The organism is Martelella lutilitoris, from assembly GCF_005924265.1.
GTDB lineage: Bacteria > Pseudomonadota > Alphaproteobacteria > Rhizobiales > Rhizobiaceae > Martelella > Martelella lutilitoris.
Window position 1 is genome coordinate 191,783 of sequence record NZ_VCLB01000006.1, and the last position, 16,438, is coordinate 208,220.

A 16,438-nucleotide genomic window follows, 5' to 3' on the forward strand; every position below is an offset into this window, starting at 1 on the left:
GACAAGCAGACCAATGACGCGCTTTCCCTGAAGACCGAGATTTCGGGCGGCATGCACAAGCCTCGTGTTCACGATTCCGCCCACAAGCATGTGGCCGGCACCGCTGAATATATCGACGACATTCCCGAACCCGCAGGCCTTCTGCATGTCGGCCTCGGCCTTTCCGAGCGGCCGCATGCGCGCATTGCCGCGATGGACCTGTCGGCGGTGGCCGAAGCCCCCGGCGTCGTCGCCGTGCTGTCGGCGAAGGATGTGCCCGGCACCAATGACATTTCCTCGGGCGGCAATCACGACGAGCCGCTCTTTGCCAATGACGAGGTCGAGTATCACGGACAGATCATGTTCGCGGTGATCGCCGAGACCCGGCATCAGGCCCGCGCGGCGGCGCGGCTTGCGAAGATCACCTATGAGGACCTGCCCTTCTGGACCAATGTGCGCGACGCGATTGCCAATGACGCGCCCAATGTCATCACCCCGATGACGCTTCAGCGCGGCGATGCGAAGGCCGCGCTCGACAAGGCGCCCCGCAGGATCACCGGCGAGATGGAGATCGGCGGGCAGGAGCATTTCTATCTCGAAAGCCAGATCGCGCTCGCCATACCCGGCGAGGATGACGAGGTGGCCGTCTGGTCGTCCACACAGCATCCAAGCGAGATCCAGCATATCGTCGGCCATGTGCTCGATATTCCGTCCAACGCCGTCACCGTCTATCAGCGACGCATGGGCGGCGGCTTCGGCGGCAAGGAGACCCAGGGCAACGGCTTTGCCGCGATCGCGGCCCTTGCGGCCAAGAAGCTCAACCGCGCGATCAAGGTCCGCCCCGACCGCGACGAGGACATGGTGATCACCGGCAAGCGCCACGATTTCGTCGCCTATTACGATATCGGCTTTGACGATGACGGCGTGATCGAGGGCGTGGACACGACCTTTGCCGGGCGTTGCGGCTTTTCCTCCGACCTTTCAGGGCCGGTGACCGACCGCACGCTGTTTCACGCCGACAGTTCCTATTATTATCCGAACGTGCACATGGTCTCCCGACCCTTGAAGACGCATACCTGCTCGAACACCGCCTATCGCGGTTTCGGCGGGCCGCAGGGCATGCTGGCGGGCGAGCGCTTCATCGAGGAAATCGCCTATGCGCTGCAGAAAGACCCGCTCGATATCCGCAAAGCGAATTTCTACGGCCCCAACGGCTCCGGCCGGGATGTGACGCCCTATCACCAGACGGTGGAGGACAACATCATCCTGCGCGTGGTCGAGGAACTGGAGGCAAGCGCCGACTACCGCACCCGCCGCCAGGCGATCATCGATTTCAACGAGACGAGCCCGGTGATCAAGAAGGGCATTGCGCTGACGCCGGTGAAATTCGGCATCTCCTTCACCATGACCGCCTTCAACCAGGCCGGCGCGCTCGTCCATGTCTATCAGGACGGCTCGGTTCAGCTCAATCACGGCGGCACGGAGATGGGCCAGGGGCTTTACATCAAAGTCGCCCAGGTGGTCGCCGACGTCTTCCAGATCGACCTCGAACGGGTGAAGATCACCGCGACGACGACCGGCAAGGTGCCGAACACGTCTGCCACCGCCGCGTCCTCGGGCTCCGACCTCAACGGCATGGCTGCCTGGAACGGCGCGATGCAGATCCGCGACCGGCTGGTCGCCTTTGCCGCCGAACACTGGAATGTCGCGCCGGAGGAAATCGAATTCCTGCCGAACCGGGTGCGTATCGGAAAGGAAGAAATTCCTTTCCCCGACCTGATCAAGGCCGCCTATTTCGCCCGTATCCAGCTTTCGGCGGCGGGCTTCTACAAGACGCCGAAGATCCATTGGGACCGCGCGGCGGGCAAGGGCCGGCCTTTTTACTATTTCGCCTATGGCGCTGCCTGCACCGAGGTCTCGATCGATACGCTCACCGGCGAATATCTGTTCGACCGCACCGACATTCTCCACGATGCCGGGCGGTCGCTGAACCCGACCATCGATATCGGCCAGATCGAGGGCGGTTTCGTGCAGGGGCTCGGCTGGCTGACGACGGAGGAATTGTGGTGGGACGACAAGGGACGCCTTCGCACCCATGCGCCGTCCACCTACAAGATCCCGCTTGCCTCCGACCGGCCGAAGATCTTCAACGTCAAGCTCACCGATTTCTCCGAAAACCGCGAACCGACCATCGGCCGTTCCAAGGCCGTCGGCGAACCGCCCTTCATGCTGGCGATTTCGGCGCTGGAGGCAATCTCCATGGCCGTTGCCAGCGTCGCCGACTACCGCGTCTGCCCCAGGCTCGACGCACCGGCAACGCCCGAACGCGTGCTGATGGCGGTGGAGCGGATGAAGAAGGCGTGAGGCATGAGCGAGGTCGCGACATTCCGGCGTTTTTTCGAGGATCATCCGGCCGCCGTCATTGTCACGGTGGCCGAGATCAGGGGCTCGACGCCGCGCGAGGCAGGCGCGGTGATGGCCGTTTCAATTGACGCAACCTGCGGAACGATCGGCGGCGGCCAGCTCGAATATCTCGCGATCGATCATGCCCGGCGTCTGCTGAAGGGTCATGACGCGCCGCTGCGGCTCGACATTCCCCTCGGCCCCGAGATCGGCCAATGCTGCGGCGGGCGTACCATCCTCGCCTTTGAGGTCGCGGATGCCGGCACAGTCGATCGCCTGCTGAACGCGCTTGCGGAGGACGCGGCGTCAAACCCCTCGGTCTATATTTTCGGCGGCGGTCATGTCGGCATGGCGCTCGCGCAGGCGCTTGCTCCCCTGCCCTTCAACACGACTGTGATCGAAACCCGTCCGGAATTGGACGACCCGCTGCCGGGGACCGTCGAGCTCCGCCTGTCGCCAATGCCCGAGGCCGAGGTCGCGCGCATGCCTTCAGGCAGCGCCGCCGTCATCCTCACCCATGACCATGCGCTCGATTTTCTGATCGCGACGGAAGCGCTGAAACGCGACGATCTTTCCTATTGCGGCATGATCGGTTCGAAGACCAAGCGGGCGACGTTCCTGAATTTTGCGCGGAAGGAAGGCTTAAGCGAAACAGAGCTCTCGCGGCTGACCATGCCGATCGGCGCCGGGGTTGCCGACAAGCGCCCGGCCGTGATTGCCGCCTTGGTTGCAAGTGAACTTATCCACGTCATTTCTGCCGCAAAAGCAGGCAGGCTGCCCGCAGAACGAGCAAAGAACTGAAAAGGCTCAACTAATTTGTCTTCTTTGCGCTCCGGCACTTTTTTTTCGCGGCAAAATTTCGCATCATTCCCGCATCTGACGTTTGGGGGCACAATTTATGTTTGAACTGGCCATTTTCTGGGAATGGGCGCAATTTGCCGTGCGCTGGCTGCATGTCGTCACGGCCATCGCCTGGATCGGCTCATCCTTCTATTTCATCGCGCTGGACCTGGGGCTGATCGCGCGTCCCGGCATGCCGGAAGGGGTGAGCGGCGAGGAGTGGCAGGTCCACGGCGGCGGCTTCTACAACATCCAGAAATACATGGTCGCGCCCGAGCGCATGCCGGAGCATCTGGTGTGGTTCAAATGGGAATCCTACATGACATGGGTTTCCGGCTTCCTGATGCTGGTGCTGGTCTATTACGGCGGCGCCGACCTGTTCCTCGTCAATCGCTCCGTACTCGACGTCTCTGCCTGGGTCGCCATCCTGATCTCGCTGGCCTCGCTGTCGATCGGCTGGCTGTTCTACCACTATCTGTGCAAATCACCGCTCGGCAAACACACCGTCGGGCTGATGCTGCTGCTCTATGTGCTGCTGATCCTGATGGCCTGGGGCTATACCCATGTCTTCACCGGTCGCGCCGCCTTCCTGCATATGGGCGCCTTCACCGCGACGATCATGACGGCGAACGTCTTCTTCGTCATCATCCCGAACCAGAAGATCGTGGTCGCCGATCTGAAGGCCGGCAGGGTGCCGGACCCGAAGCTCGGCAAGGAAGCCAAGCAGCGCTCGACGCATAACAACTACCTGACGCTGCCCGTCATCTTCTTCATGCTGTCGAACCACTATCCACTGACCTTTGCCACCACCTTCAACTGGGTGATCGCCGCCCTTGTCTTCCTCATGGGCGTCACGATCCGGCACTATTTCAACACGATGCATGCCCGCAAAGGCCAGCCCAACTGGACATGGCTGCTGACGGCGATCATCTTCATCCTGATGATGTGGCTTTCGACATCGCCGAGAATGTTTACGGCAGAGGACCCGAACATGGCCGTCGCGCCCGCCTTCGAGAAGTTCGCGCAGGACCCGCATTTCGCATCGGCGAAGGAAATCGTCTCATCGCGCTGTTCCATGTGCCATGCGGCTGAGCCCGTCTGGGAGGGCATTCACCGCCCGCCGCTCAATGTCCGCTTCGAAACCGATGCGGAGATTGCATCGCGCGCCGGACAGATTTACCTGCAGGCAGCCCGCAGCCATGCCATGCCGCCCGGCAACGTCACCAGCATGACGGATGACGAACGGGCGAAACTGGTGGCCTGGTACAAATCCAGCACCAGCGGAAAGAAGGCTGAATGACCCCGCCACGCATCCTGAGAGGCCGGCTCCTGAGCTTCAATCGCCGGCCTCTGTCCATCTCGGACACCGAAAGCTATGTATACGAGGACGATGGCGGCCTGCTGATTTCAGAGGGCCGCATTTTGGCGTTTGGGCCTTTTGAGACCGTGCTGCTGGATGCGCCGGAAGACTGTGAAGTCGTCGACCACCGGCCGAACCTGATCCTGCCGGGCCTCATCGACACGCATCTTCACTTTCCGCAGATGCAGGTGATCGGCTCCTATGCCGCCAATCTTCTGGAATGGCTCAACACCTACACCTTCGTCGAGGAGCAGCGCTTCGCCGATCCCGCCCATGGCGCACGCATTGCCGTTTCCTTCTTCGACGAGATGATCCGCCAGGGCACGACCACGGCGGTCGCCTATTGCTCGGTGCACAAGGCCTCCGCCGACGCCTATTTCGCCGAAGCGTCGAAACGCAACATGCTGATGCTCGGCGGCAAGGTGCTGATGGACTGCAACGCGCCGGAAGCGCTGACCGATACGCCGCAATCGGCCTATGACGACACCAAGGCGGTGATTGCCGACTGGCATGGCAAGGCGCGCAACCACGTCGTCATCTCGCCGCGTTTCGCGCTGACTTCCTCGCACGAACAGATGGAAGTGACCGGCGCGCTGGCGCGAGAGTTTCCCGACCTACATATCCAGACCCATCTGTCCGAAAACACCGCAGAGATTGCGCGCGCGCTGGAACTCTATCCCGAAGCGCAGGACTATACGGACATCTATGCCCGCTATGACCTTTTGGGCGCAAAAACCCTTCTCGGCCATGCGATCCACCTTTCCGAACGGGAACGCGACGTGCTCAACGAGACCGGCGCGGTCGCCGTCCACTGCCCCACATCCAACCTCTTCCTCGGCTCGGGCCTGTTCCCCTTCAAGGATTACGAGACCCGAGACAAGCCCGTGCGCATTGCCGTTGCCACCGATATCGGCGGCGGCACCAACTATTCCATGCTGAAGACTATGGACGAGGCCTACAAGATCCAGCAATTGCGCGGCGAACGCCTCAACCCTCTCGAAAGCTTCTTCGCGATGACGCTGGGCAATGCCGAGGCGCTTTCGCTTTCCGAGCGGATCGGCACGCTTGCCCCTGACAGCGATGCCGATCTCGTGGTGCTCGACGCCCGCGCCACGCCCGCCATGGCGCTGAAGATGGACGCCATCACCACCCTTGTGGAAGAACTCTTCCTGTTGCAGACAATGGGGGACGACAGGGCGATAGCCGAAACCTATGTCGCGGGAAGTCCGGCGAAGTCCGCTTTGTAAGCGCGGCGTTCCAAAGATAGTTGGCAGAGATCAACGCGTATGTAAAAAGAACACTCCGATTTGACGCGGGAGGAGCTCATGTTTTCAGAGCCGTTAACCATTGCCGACCTGAAGAAGCGCGCGAAATGGCGCGTGCCGAAGATGTTTTACGACTATGCCGACAGCGGCGCATGGACGGAAAGCACCTACCGCGCCAATGAGACGGATTTCGCCAGGATCAACCTGCGCCAGCGCGTGCTGGTCGACATGACCGACCGCTCGCTGGAAACGACGATGATCGGCCGCAAGGTATCGATGCCGGTCGCGCTGGCCCCGACCGGGCTTTGCGGCATGCAGCATGCCGATGGCGAGATCCTGGCGGCACAGGCCGCGGAAGAGGCAGGCGTTCCCTTCACGCTGTCGACCATGAGCGTCTGCTCGATCGAGGATGTGGCAGAACACACGAATGAGCCTTTCTGGTTCCAGCTTTACGTGATGAAGGACCGCGGCTTCGTCGGCGATCTGATCGACCGGGCAAAGGCGGCCAAATGCGGCGCACTGGTGCTCACACTTGACCTGCAGATCCTCGGCCAGCGTCACAAGGACCTCGTCAACGGGCTTTCGACCCCGCCGAAATTCACGCCGAAACATGTCTGGCAGGTCGGCACGCGGCCCTTTTGGGCGCTGGAGATGCTTCAGACCAAGCGACGCACCTTCCGCAATATCGTCGGCCACGCGCCGGCCTCCTCCGACCTCTCCTCGCTTGCGGTCTGGACCGCCGAACAGTTCGACCCCAAGCTCTCCTGGGCCGATGTCGACTGGATCAAGGAACGCTGGGGCGGACCGCTGATCCTGAAGGGCGTGCTCGATGCCGAGGACGCGAAGATGGCGGCAAAGACCGGCGCGGATGCGATCATCGTTTCCAACCATGGCGGCCGCCAGCTTGACGGCGCGCGCTCCTCGATCTCGGTCCTGCCGGAAATCGTCGATGCGGTTCAGGGCGATATCGAAATCCACATGGATGGCGGCATCCGCTCCGGCCAGGACGTGCTGAAGGCCCGCGCGCTCGGCGCGAAGGGCACTTATATCGGCCGTCCCTATCTCTACGGCCTCGGCGCCATGGGCAAGAAAGGCGTCACCCGCGCCCTCGACATCATCCGCAAGGAGCTCGACGTGACCATGGCCCTTTGCGGCAAGCGCGATATCGAGGAGATTGATCGGGAGATTATCGCGAAGGTGGGGTTTTGAGACGAAAATGTTTCGGCGCGCAAAGAGATGCAACGCTTTTTCTGCGTCATCCTCGTGCTTGACACGAGGATCCAGGCGGACGCGCAAAACCTTAGCAACAATGCTCAGTGCTGAATAAACTGAGCAGAATGGATGCTCGGATCAAGTCCAAGCATGACACAAGAGGATGCGGCGAAACCTCCTTCTTCTCATCAACAAACGGCCGCGCAACAGCGCCTATTCGACCCGCCCCGTCGCGATCACACGCGCCCAGTCCTCATACCCTGCGTTTCGCGCCAGCGCGGCCATGCGGGATGTATCGTAACGGACCTGATGGAAAGTTGGCTGCCAGCCGGCGTTGGTCTTCTCGATGATGGCATAGCAGGCGAACGGGTGTGCCGTTTCCAGCTTGTGGTCGACAGGAATGTGATAGGTAAAACCGGGGCAGCCGACGGAGCCGGGATTGACGAGGATCCGGTCGCCGGAAAGCAACACCGAGCGGGCAATGTGGGAGTGGCCACACAGGATCAGCGGATAGGAAATGCCTTCCGCCAGCGCTTCGATTTCAGCCTGCTCCTTCAGCGCAAAATGGCCGGACGGCAGCAGTTCCTCGGTCCACATCACGTCGTCCTTTTGCGGCGTGGCGTGGCATAGATAGACCTCGCCTTCGACCACCAGCGCGCTCGGCATGTCGCGGATCCACTGCAGGTGTGCGGCGGAAAGCTGACGAAAGGCCGGGGCCTCCCAGTCGCCCATCTCGCTTTCCGGCCGATCGACCAGACAACGGTCATGATTGCCGCGCACCGTGGGCAATGACATCGGCAGAAGCCGGTCAGCCGTCTCGCCGGCAGCAAGCGGCGAGGACAGGCTGTCGCCAAGATTGACGATCGTATCGGGCCTATGGCGCTCGAGATCGGCCAGCACCGCCTCCAGCGCATCGATATTGCCATGGATGTCGGCGAGTGCTGCAATCTTCATGGGATCAACTTCCGCGATAGGTCGAAAAGGCGTGGGCGGACAGCAGCAGCGGCACGTGATAATGCGCCGTCACGTCGGCGATGGCGAAACGCAGCGGAATATCTTCCAGAAAGGCCGGTTCCGTCAGCGTCGCGCCGCTGCGCCTGAGATATTCGCCGGCGTGGAAGACCAGTTCATACTGCCCGACCTCCAGGTCATTCCCGGCAATGATCGGCCCGCCGTCAACGCGGCCGTCATCATTGGTATAGACCGTCTTGATGAAATCCCGCTTCTCGCCGTGCAGACGATAGAGATCGATCTTCATATCGGAAGCGGGCTGGCCGAGCGCGGTGTCGAGAACATGGGTGGTGAGGCCGGTCAAAGGTCAATCTCCTCGATGGTGAACAAGGCGGGATAGATATATTCCTCCAGATTGTCGCCGGGACCGCCCCGGTCGACAACCAGAAAATCGCTCGTTTCGCCAAGCGCCATCAGCGGGTGGTGCCAGACATTGGCGCGGTAATTGATCCCCTCACCATTCTCGGCGAGAAACACGCGCGGCTTGGCCGGCGTGCCGCCATGATCCTCGGCAACGACGACGAGGAAGGGCCGCGGCGAAAGCGGCGAAAAGCTCTGGCTGCCGAGCGGGTGCCGCTCCATCATGTCGACCTGATAGGGAAAGCGGCGCGGGCTTCCCCGGAAGATATTGATGATCACCTCGGCATCCGTGCCGAGCGCCTCACAGGTCGCCAGCGCATGGAAGCGCGTGGTCGTCCCGCCATTGATCGACTTCGCCCTCGCCGGATCGGGCGCGATCACCGTGCCAAAGGGCGCGAAGGCTTCCGGGGTCAGTTTCTCGACGGGCAGCCTGATGCTCATCTTATGCCTTCACTCCGTAAAGTCGCAGGCGGCTGATCCCGCCATCGGGGAAGATTGCCAGCCGGACATGCGTTATCGGACCGATATTGTTCACCGAAGCGCCGGAGAACTCATGGATATTGTCGGCCTGAAGCTTGGTCTGGTCCAGGATCGGCGCCCAGTTTTCCGAGGCCGCAAGCTCTTCCGGCGAGAACACGTCATTCTGCTCCGGCAGGTTGGCGCCGAGCAACATGCAGGTGTCGGGGAAATTGCCCTTGAAATGCGCGGTATCGACGACGATCCGGCGGATGATGCCCGGATGACCGAGCTTCAGGATCATCCAGTCATGGCCGGGACCGCGCCGGCGGGCGGTTTCCCAGCCGTCGCCCATGTTGACGCCGCGTCCGGGGGCAAGCGTGCGGTCGGGATGGCCGTAATGGGCATCCGACCAGTGCAGCGCATGGGTGCCGCCGAAGATATAGGCAAGATCGACCTCCTCGCCGTCGCCGACCTTGTCCCAGTTGAAATAGGCCGAGCCATAGGCGCGGAGCCGGGCGATGCCGCCATCTGGATAGATATGGACCCTCAGATGGGTAAAGACCTTCTGGCGGGTATCCTGGTCCATCTCGAAATAATGATGGCTGTCCGGTCCGAGATCGGATTGCGCCAGAACCTCCTGCCAGTCGGCGTTCTCGTCCGGGTCGCCGCTTTCCATGTAGCAGCCCTCGATGGAACATTGCGGCGGATAATTGCCGGTGAAGTGCGAGGTATCGACATCGAAGCCGCGAATACGGCCCGGCATGGCAAGGCGGACGATCGCCCAGTCATGGCCCGGCACGCGTTTTCTGCGGCTTTCCCAGCCATCCATCCATTTGCCGTGCTCGTCATATTCGCCGGGCAGGAAGACGGGCGAATCGTCCTTCAGCATGCGCGCCAGCGGCGCGAAGAACTGGTCGGTTGCGTAAATGGCGCGTGCGCCAAGCCGCGCCGAGGCAAGGTTGATCGCGCCCACGGCGAAATCGGGCAGGGCCACACTCGTTTCTTGTTCGGACATCAATTACTCCGCGAGAAGGGATTGCAGGCGGAACCCGGCGATCTTCTCGACCTGGTGACAGGCGGTAGCCAGCTCCTCCGCGGCGGAATTGTCGATCCGGCGTTTGAAGGCGGCGAGAATATCGTCCTTATTGAGCCCGCTGACTGCAATAATGAAAGGAAATTGGAATTTCTCTATATAGGCGGAATTGAGTCTCGTAAACTCCGCATGCTCTTCAGGGCTCAGCCGATCGAGCCCGGCGCCGGCCTGCTCGCGCTTGCTTTCCTCCGTCAACTCTCCCGAAACCGCGAGTTTCCCTGCAAGGTCCGGATGCTTGCGCAACACGCCGAGACGCTCCTCGTCGCTTGCCGCGCGAAACATCGTGCACAGCGCCTGATGCACGTCATCGGCCGTCAGAGGCTCTGACACAAGGCCCTGATCATAAGCGCGCTCGGCGATGAAGGGGGAATATTCGAAAACGCCGCCGAACCGGCTGACAAACTCTTCGCGTGCGATCATGGGGCGTCTTCCTTGGGCAAATGATGGTCGTACCAGTGGCGGGCAATATCGATGCGACGGGGTATCCACACCCTGTCATGGGTCTCGACATATTCGAGGAAGCGTCTCAGCGCCGCCGTCCGGCCCGGCTTGCCGACGAGACGGCAATGCAGGCCAACCGACATCATCTTCGGCGCACCCTGCCGGCCTTCCTCGTAAAGCGTGTCGAAGGCGTCCTTCAGATAGGCGTAGAACTGCTCGCCGGAATTGAAGCCCTGCGGCGTGGCAAAGCGCATGTCATTGTTGTCGAGCGTATAGGGAATGCGCAGGAAGGGCTTGCCGTCCGGCGTCTTCACCCAATAGGGCAAATCATCGGCATAGGTATCGGAGGAATAGAGAAAGCCGCCCTCTTCCATCACCAGATCGAGCGTGTTGACCGAGGGCTTGCCCTGGTAAAGCCCGTAGGGCCGCTCGCCCGTCAGTTCCGCGTGCAGCCGCACTGCCTCGCGGATATGGGCGCGCTCGGTCTCGATGTCGAAATCCTTGTATTCCAGCCAGCGCAGACCGTGGCTGGCGATCTCCCAACCCGCTTCCTTCATCGCGGCGACCGCTTCCGGATTGCGCTCCATGGCGCGCGTCACGCCGTAGACCGTGACCGGGATCTTCAACCCCGTAAACAGCCGGTAAAGCCGCCAGAAGCCGGCGCGCGCGCCGTATTCGTAAAGCGATTCCATGTTGAGATTGCGCTGGCCGGGCCAGGCGGCCGCGCCGACGATCTCCGACAAGAGGCTCTCCGACGCCGGATCGCCGTCGAGAATGCAGCTCTCGCCGCCTTCCTCGTAATTGATGACGAACTGCACCGCAATGCGGGCATCTCCGGGCCATTTCGGGTCTGGCGCATTGCGCCCATAGCCAATCAGTTCGCGCGGATACCCGCTCGTCTCAGCACTCATGCAAGCCTCATTTCCAGTATCGTCCGACGGTACTCCACCCACCCGGATACAGAAAGAGGAAAGGGATAAAAGTCACAGAAATCAAGTCTCTCAGGCGATCCGCCGGGCCGGAAGCGCGCCCATGGGATGGAGGGAGTGAACACAGAACGGCGCCCCCGGCTCCTCCTCGACGAAGAGGGCTATGTTCTCGAACTCCACGGGTTCGGCCAGGATCGGGCCGAAGAACTCCAGCGCCGCGCGTTCCATCCGTTCCATGTCGCGCGGCTGAAGCGGGCCTGTCAGCGGCATATGGAAGGCGAAGGCCGACATCACGTCCGGCTCCCCCCAGCGGTGGAGATTGGCAAACTGCACCGGCGACAAAGCGCCGGTATCGCGCCGCTCCAGCTCCGCCTCGCTCAGGGGTGCGCGGAACGGATCGAACTCGGACACCACGGCGGCGGCGAGCTCATCAAGCGCGGGCACGGCAATGGCGGGGGCAAAGGCCAGGCTGTCGCGCCGTCGCACGACCTTCAGTGGCGGCAGAAAGAATGGCTTCCAGCCCGTGGCGAACCGCATCAGCGCATTCAGCAGAAGCGCCTCGCTAGCGCCTTCGGCGAGATGAAACGGCGATTTCAGCATGCCCTGGAAGCCGTAGCGTCGCGGAAGCGCGGTGTGAAAGGCAATTTCCGACAGCGACATGCCGCCGATCATCGGCGGCTCGATCGACTGGCCGGAATAGGCATTGCGACCGATCCAGTTGGCCCCGACAATGCCGAGCGCCTCATGCGGCGCCGGGGTGAAGCTGATGGCATAACGTGGCTGGTCGGAGGGCATCGGGATCACGCGAAAATACAGATGAACATGACCTGCGATACGTGATTCCGATGACACTGATACGACGAGAATCCGGTTTTTACTGAACTAACCGTGTTTTTTATTGGCGCGCCGCAAGTAGATTTCGAGACTATAAATGTCCGGTAAGTCCTGCGCGGAAGGGGTGTTACCGCTGGCAAGGCCAATCGCATGGTCGGCGAGCCGGTTTGCGATGCCGAAACTCGTCTTGAAGCCGCCGCCAAGCGCAATCACGTCGGGCGCGCATTGCAGCGCCCCGATCATCGGTTCGCGATGGACGCCGCGCGGGCGTAGCCCCGCCCAGCGCTCGATGACCGGCGCATCGCGGAGCGCCGGGATGGCGGCGCGGGCGGCAGCGATCAACGCCTCGAGTTTGTCGTCTGTCGAACAAGGATCTCCGAAATCATCCTCCGACGTGGAGCCGATCGCGACCCGGCCGCCTGCATGGGCGATGACGTAAAGGCCGTTGTCGAAGAAGATCGGCAGAGCCGGATCGCAATCGGCGGCAAGCAGCGCCGCCTGTCCCTTGACCGGACGACCAAGCGGCTGACCTTGCGGCGCCCATAAAGGCTGCAGAAGCGAAAAGGCCCCGACGCCGGCCGAGACGATGGCCTTGCCGAAACCCATACATTCCCCGTCCGAAAGCACGATGCGATGCGCTTCGGCATCGATTGCGGCAACGTCTTCGCGGATGATCCGAACATGGCGGGCGGTCGCAAAAAAGGCCTTGAGGGCGGCAACGACGCCGCGCGGCGCGACATGGGCGGCGAGCGTTTCATGGACATAGGCGAGCGCTGCTTCGCGCCTTGACGGCCAGCCCGCATCCGGCGGCTCCTCGACCACGTTCCATTCGAAAGATTGATCACCGAACCGCCAGTTCCGCGCCGCTTCGTCCGCGCGAAGGCGCGCGGTCCGGACCTGCTGCTCCTGATAGAGCGGCATGACCCGGCCCGAGCGGCGATACCCTGTTTCCAGCCCCGTCTCCACCTCCAGCAGCCGGAGCTGATCCTCAAGCGCTGCCAGCGCCTCGAACTGGAACTGCTTCTTCTCGTCCCACTGGTCCGGCATATAGGCCATCAGGGCGCCGAGAAGCCCGTTGCTGGCGCCGCGGCCCGGTGCCTCACGGTCGACCAAGAGCGTATCCATGCCTGCTTTCTCGGCATGATAGGCCGCCCACAGCCCCATGATCCCGCCGCCGATGATCACGAGATCTGCGGATGTCTTTTGACGCACGGTCATATTCGTATTATCGCCATTCATCATGGGCGATGCGGACCACAAACACGACGCTGATGCAAGCAAAACCGGCGCGGAGACGCTGGCCTGGCACGAAAACGACATGCCGTTTTCGAATGCCTTCCAGGACCATTTCTATTCGAAGGCCGACGGACGGGCCGAGTGCAATCACGTCTTCATCGCCGCGAACCGCTTGACGGAACGATGGCAGGCGGGCGGAAACTTCGCCATAGGCGAACTCGGCTTCGGCACGGGGCTCAATTTCTGCGAAACCCTGCGCCAGTGGAAGCGCCTCCGCCCGGCGGCGGCGCGGCTTTGCTTCACCTCGTTCGAACGCTATCCGCTCAAGTCAGCCGCGATTGACCGCGCGCTTTCGCACTGGCCGGAGCTCGCGGAAGAACGGCGTGCGCTTGTCTCGCGCTGGCCGGACGAGCCCTCGGATAGGATCGAGATCGACTTCGATCCGCAGACGCGGCTTGTCGTCCATTGCAGCGACGCGCTCGCATCGCTCACCGCATCTGCCGAGCGCTTCGACGCCTGGTATCTCGACGGCTTTGCGCCATCGCGCAATCCCGACATGTGGTCTGCCGCGCTGATGCAGACCGTTTTCGGCCATACCACACCGGGCGGCACATTCGGCACCTACACGGCGGCGGGTTTCGTGCGCCGCAACCTCCAGGCAGCGGGTTTTTCGGTCACCCGCGCGCGCGGTTTTGCGAACAAACGGGAGATGCTTTGCGGCAGGCGGCCGGACGCGCCCTGATTTCCGCCAAACCAACTTGCCGCTTGACTTTTGCCAGACCAGGCCTCATGTACTGCCCAGGCTTTCCACCTGTTCGCATGCCGCGTGAGCATGCCCGCCAAGATGAACCTCAGCGGTTCGGGCAAGGTCAGGTCAAGCGCTTGATGAAAGACCGGGCTCCCACCCGGCGCGCGGAAGGCATTTTCCACCCATAAGATCCCACTTCACGCGGGGTTCTTGAAACCGAAATCACCGGCTTTGGCCATGTGGGCCAGGCTCAGGTGGCGTTTCGGCATGCCTTGAAAGGCGTAACTGATTTGACAGATTTTTCCACACTCGGCCTCTCCGCCCAGATCGTCTCCCGCATCGCCAAGGAAGGCTATGAAAAGCCGACCCCGATCCAGGAAAAGGCGATCCCGCTGGTGCTTGAGGGCCGTGATGTTATGGGCCTTGCCCAGACCGGCACCGGCAAGACGGCCGCCTTCGGCCTGCCGCTGATCGACATGCTGCTGCAGAACGGCAGGAAACCCGATCCGAAGACGGTAAAGACGCTGATCCTCGCCCCGACGCGCGAACTGGTGAACCAGATCGCCGAGAACCTGCGCATTTTCGCGCGCAAGACGCCGCTGAAGGTCAACATCGTCGTCGGCGGCGCGTCCATCAACCGCCAGCAGCACCAGCTTGCCGCCGGCACCGACATCCTGGTTGCCACGCCCGGTCGCCTGCTCGATCTTCTGGATCGCCGCGCGCTCCGGCTTGACGCCGTGCGTTTCCTCGTCCTCGACGAGGCCGACCAGATGCTCGACCTCGGCTTCATCCACGACCTGAAGAAAATTGCCTCGCTGGTCCCCGACCAGCGCCAGACCATGCTGTTTTCGGCCACCATGCCGAAATCGATCGCCGACCTGTCGAGCCGCTTTCTCAACAACCCGGAACGCGTCGAGGTTTCACCGCCCGGCAAGACCGCCGACAAGGTCGATCAGGCCGTGCATTTCGTTGCCGGCAAGGCCGACAAGGTCGAGCTTCTTCGGCAGGAACTGAGCAACAATCCGGAAGGCCGCGCCATTGTTTTCCTGCGCACCAAACACGGCGCGGAAAAGCTCATGAAGCACCTCGACAGCCGCGGCTTTGCCACGGCCTCGATCCACGGCAACAAGAGCCAAGGCCAGCGCGAGCGCGCGCTGAAGGCCTTCAAGACCGGCGAGATCAACGTGCTGGTGGCAACGGACGTGGCTGCGCGCGGCATCGACGTGCCCGGCGTGACCCATGTCTACAATTACGACCTGCCGGAAGTGGCGGACGCCTATGTCCACCGCATCGGCCGCACCGCGCGCGCCGGCAATGACGGCAAGGCGATCGCCTTCTGCACGCCCGAGGAATCGGGTCTCCTGCGTGATATCCAGCGCCTGACGGGCATCGAGATCGCGATTGCTTCCGGCGAACCGCATGCCCATGCCGACCGTCCGGCAAAGGGTCGCGGCGGCCGCGGTCGCGGCGGCAATGCCTCCGGCAAGCCGGCGCGTCGCGCCCGCCCCTCCGGCGGCAATGGCGGCCAGCGCCACGCGGGTGATGCCCGCGACGGCGGTCATCGCGACAGCGCCAACCGCCACGGCCCCGGCCGCGATGGTCAGTCGAAACCGCGTCCGCGCCGCCAGCGCAACCGCCAGAATGATCGCCGCCAGAGCGCCTGATCACATGGTCGGGAACTGATGCGAAAGCCCCGCCGGCAAGACCGGCGGGGCTTTTTATTTGTTTGGCCCGTCTTTTGGGCCAGAGGCAGCGTGAACCCGCCAACCCGTTCATGAACCTCAGCGATAAGCGCATCCCGTCTGCCGGCAGAAGAGACGGGAGAATGCCCACCCCATTGACTTTAAAATCCGCAGACGCTCCCTGAAGGTCGGCACGGCTGCATCCGCCCTTTGCGCAGTCCTGGCGCCGGAAGCGGCGGGGCTTCCAGTGTCGGCTTTACCTTGGCGCGGCGCTCTCTAGAGCGACGTGCGTCCATTTGGACGCACAAAGGACGCTCTAACCTATTGAATCTACGCATCGTGCTTTCCGAAAATCGATTCCGATTTTCGGAAAGCACGATGCGCCAAGGGGATGGTGCTCGACAGGGTGCGCGGCTTCCTCGCCAATCACGACATGGCGGAATACGAGGTCGCCGTCCATGCCGACATCTTGGAGCAGACGGTGAGTTTCCTGGACACCACCGATGCCGTGGCGACGCCGCCGAAGACCAATGGCGCTGGAGAACTCGGGCTTTGCGCCGAAGCGGCGGCGATCTGAAGCTTCGCG

Annotated in this window: 15 protein-coding genes and 1 pseudogene; 8 read left to right on the forward strand and 8 right to left on the reverse strand. The window is 62.3% G+C overall.

Going from position 1 to position 16,438, the window contains the following annotated elements; all coding sequences use genetic code 11:
• The first annotated feature begins 51 nt into the window (after positions 1-51).
• The 5 genes from xdhB to FF124_RS12060 all read left to right on the forward strand — a co-directional run bounded on the left by xdhB (position 52) and on the right by FF124_RS12060 (position 7,056).
• A complete protein-coding gene (xdhB, locus tag FF124_RS12040; protein WP_138748911.1) occupies positions 52-2,343 on the forward strand; it encodes a xanthine dehydrogenase molybdopterin binding subunit in 2,292 nt (763 codons plus the stop codon).
• 3 nt (positions 2,344-2,346) lie between these two features.
• The gene (xdhC, locus tag FF124_RS12045; RefSeq protein WP_138748741.1) at positions 2,347-3,183 is read left to right on the forward strand and encodes a xanthine dehydrogenase accessory protein XdhC; all 837 of its coding nucleotides are present in this window, start codon (positions 2,347-2,349) and stop codon (positions 3,181-3,183) included.
• A gap of 97 nt (positions 3,184-3,280) precedes the next feature.
• Positions 3,281-4,522 (forward strand): urate hydroxylase PuuD, encoded by a 1,242-nt coding sequence (locus tag FF124_RS12050; protein WP_138748742.1) that lies wholly within the window; start codon positions 3,281-3,283, stop codon positions 4,520-4,522.
• Entirely contained in the window at positions 4,519-5,829 is a 1,311-nt protein-coding gene (gene guaD / locus FF124_RS12055) for a guanine deaminase (protein ID WP_138748743.1), read from the forward strand. Before FF124_RS12050 ends, guaD begins: the two co-directional genes overlap by 4 nt.
• A gap of 78 nt (positions 5,830-5,907) precedes the next feature.
• Positions 5,908-7,056 (forward strand): alpha-hydroxy acid oxidase, encoded by a 1,149-nt coding sequence (locus tag FF124_RS12060; RefSeq protein WP_138748744.1) that lies wholly within the window; start codon positions 5,908-5,910, stop codon positions 7,054-7,056.
• Positions 7,057-7,272: 216 nt separating this feature from the next.
• Here FF124_RS12060 and FF124_RS12065 read toward each other — a convergent pair whose 3' ends face one another.
• The 8 genes from FF124_RS12065 to FF124_RS12100 form a co-directional block, all read right to left on the reverse strand.
• Positions 7,273-8,013: a metallophosphoesterase family protein gene (locus tag FF124_RS12065; protein ID WP_138748745.1), complete on the reverse strand. Its 741-nt coding sequence runs from the start codon at positions 8,011-8,013 to the stop codon at positions 7,273-7,275.
• 4 nt (positions 8,014-8,017) lie between these two features.
• On the reverse strand, positions 8,018-8,374 hold the full coding sequence (gene uraH / locus FF124_RS12070) for a hydroxyisourate hydrolase (RefSeq protein WP_138748746.1): 357 nt from the start codon (positions 8,372-8,374) through the stop codon (positions 8,018-8,020).
• Entirely contained in the window at positions 8,371-8,871 is a 501-nt protein-coding gene (locus tag FF124_RS12075; protein WP_138748747.1) for an ureidoglycolate lyase, read from the reverse strand. Before FF124_RS12075 ends, uraH begins: the two co-directional genes overlap by 4 nt.
• 1 nt (position 8,872) lies before the next feature.
• Positions 8,873-9,904 (reverse strand): allantoicase, encoded by a 1,032-nt coding sequence (alc, locus tag FF124_RS12080; protein WP_138748748.1) that lies wholly within the window; start codon positions 9,902-9,904, stop codon positions 8,873-8,875.
• 3 nt (positions 9,905-9,907) lie between these two features.
• Positions 9,908-10,402, reverse strand: coding sequence for a 2-oxo-4-hydroxy-4-carboxy-5-ureidoimidazoline decarboxylase (uraD, locus tag FF124_RS12085; RefSeq protein ID WP_138748749.1), 495 nt, complete (start codon positions 10,400-10,402; stop codon positions 9,908-9,910).
• A complete protein-coding gene (gene puuE / locus FF124_RS12090) occupies positions 10,399-11,334 on the reverse strand; it encodes an allantoinase PuuE (protein WP_138748750.1) in 936 nt (311 codons plus the stop codon). Before puuE ends, uraD begins: the two co-directional genes overlap by 4 nt.
• 90 nt (positions 11,335-11,424) lie before the next feature.
• Positions 11,425-12,147: a DUF1045 domain-containing protein gene (locus FF124_RS12095; RefSeq protein WP_138748751.1), complete on the reverse strand. Its 723-nt coding sequence runs from the start codon at positions 12,145-12,147 to the stop codon at positions 11,425-11,427.
• Between the two features lie 87 nt (positions 12,148-12,234).
• Positions 12,235-13,404, reverse strand: coding sequence for an NAD(P)/FAD-dependent oxidoreductase (locus FF124_RS12100; RefSeq protein WP_425462528.1), 1,170 nt, complete (start codon positions 13,402-13,404; stop codon positions 12,235-12,237).
• Between the two features lie 22 nt (positions 13,405-13,426).
• Here FF124_RS12100 and mnmC2 point away from each other — a divergent pair, with 22 nt between their 5' ends.
• From mnmC2 to FF124_RS12115, 3 genes and pseudogenes are all read left to right on the forward strand, one after another.
• The gene (gene mnmC2 / locus FF124_RS12105) at positions 13,427-14,164 is read left to right on the forward strand and encodes a tRNA (5-methylaminomethyl-2-thiouridine)(34)-methyltransferase MnmC2 (protein WP_138748752.1); all 738 of its coding nucleotides are present in this window, start codon (positions 13,427-13,429) and stop codon (positions 14,162-14,164) included.
• A 245-nt stretch (positions 14,165-14,409) separates the two neighbouring features.
• Positions 14,410-15,822: pseudogene (locus FF124_RS12110) on the forward strand (DEAD/DEAH box helicase); the annotation flags it as partial.
• Positions 15,823-16,243: 421 nt separating this feature from the next.
• Positions 16,244-16,429 carry a hypothetical protein gene (locus FF124_RS12115; protein ID WP_187326909.1) on the forward strand — a complete coding sequence of 62 codons (186 nt, stop codon included), beginning with the start codon at positions 16,244-16,246 and terminating at the stop codon, positions 16,427-16,429.
• Positions 16,430-16,438: the final 9 nt, after the last annotated feature.

Coding starts and splice junctions, on each gene's coding strand:
- guaD (WP_138748743.1), top strand. CDS start 4,519: ATGACCCCGCCACGCATCCTGAGAGGCCGGCTCCTGAGCTTCAATCGC.
- mnmC2 (WP_138748752.1), top strand. CDS start 13,427: ATGGGCGATGCGGACCACAAACACGACGCTGATGCAAGCAAAACCGGC.
- FF124_RS12095 (WP_138748751.1), bottom strand. CDS start 12,147: ATGCCCTCCGACCAGCCACGTTATGCCATCAGCTTCACCCCGGCGCCG.
- FF124_RS12065 (WP_138748745.1), bottom strand. CDS start 8,013: ATGAAGATTGCAGCACTCGCCGACATCCATGGCAATATCGATGCGCTG.
- FF124_RS12050 (WP_138748742.1), top strand. CDS start 3,281: ATGTTTGAACTGGCCATTTTCTGGGAATGGGCGCAATTTGCCGTGCGC.
- xdhB (WP_138748911.1), top strand. CDS start 52: ATGCACAAGCCTCGTGTTCACGATTCCGCCCACAAGCATGTGGCCGGC.
- xdhC (WP_138748741.1), top strand. CDS start 2,347: ATGAGCGAGGTCGCGACATTCCGGCGTTTTTTCGAGGATCATCCGGCC.
- uraD (WP_138748749.1), bottom strand. CDS start 10,402: ATGATCGCACGCGAAGAGTTTGTCAGCCGGTTCGGCGGCGTTTTCGAA.
- FF124_RS12075 (WP_138748747.1), bottom strand. CDS start 8,871: ATGAGCATCAGGCTGCCCGTCGAGAAACTGACCCCGGAAGCCTTCGCG.
- FF124_RS12115 (WP_187326909.1), top strand. CDS start 16,244: ATGGTGCTCGACAGGGTGCGCGGCTTCCTCGCCAATCACGACATGGCG.
- puuE (WP_138748750.1), bottom strand. CDS start 11,334: ATGAGTGCTGAGACGAGCGGGTATCCGCGCGAACTGATTGGCTATGGG.
- alc (WP_138748748.1), bottom strand. CDS start 9,904: ATGTCCGAACAAGAAACGAGTGTGGCCCTGCCCGATTTCGCCGTGGGC.
- FF124_RS12060 (WP_138748744.1), top strand. CDS start 5,908: ATGTTTTCAGAGCCGTTAACCATTGCCGACCTGAAGAAGCGCGCGAAA.
- FF124_RS12100 (WP_425462528.1), bottom strand. CDS start 13,404: ATGACCGTGCGTCAAAAGACATCCGCAGATCTCGTGATCATCGGCGGC.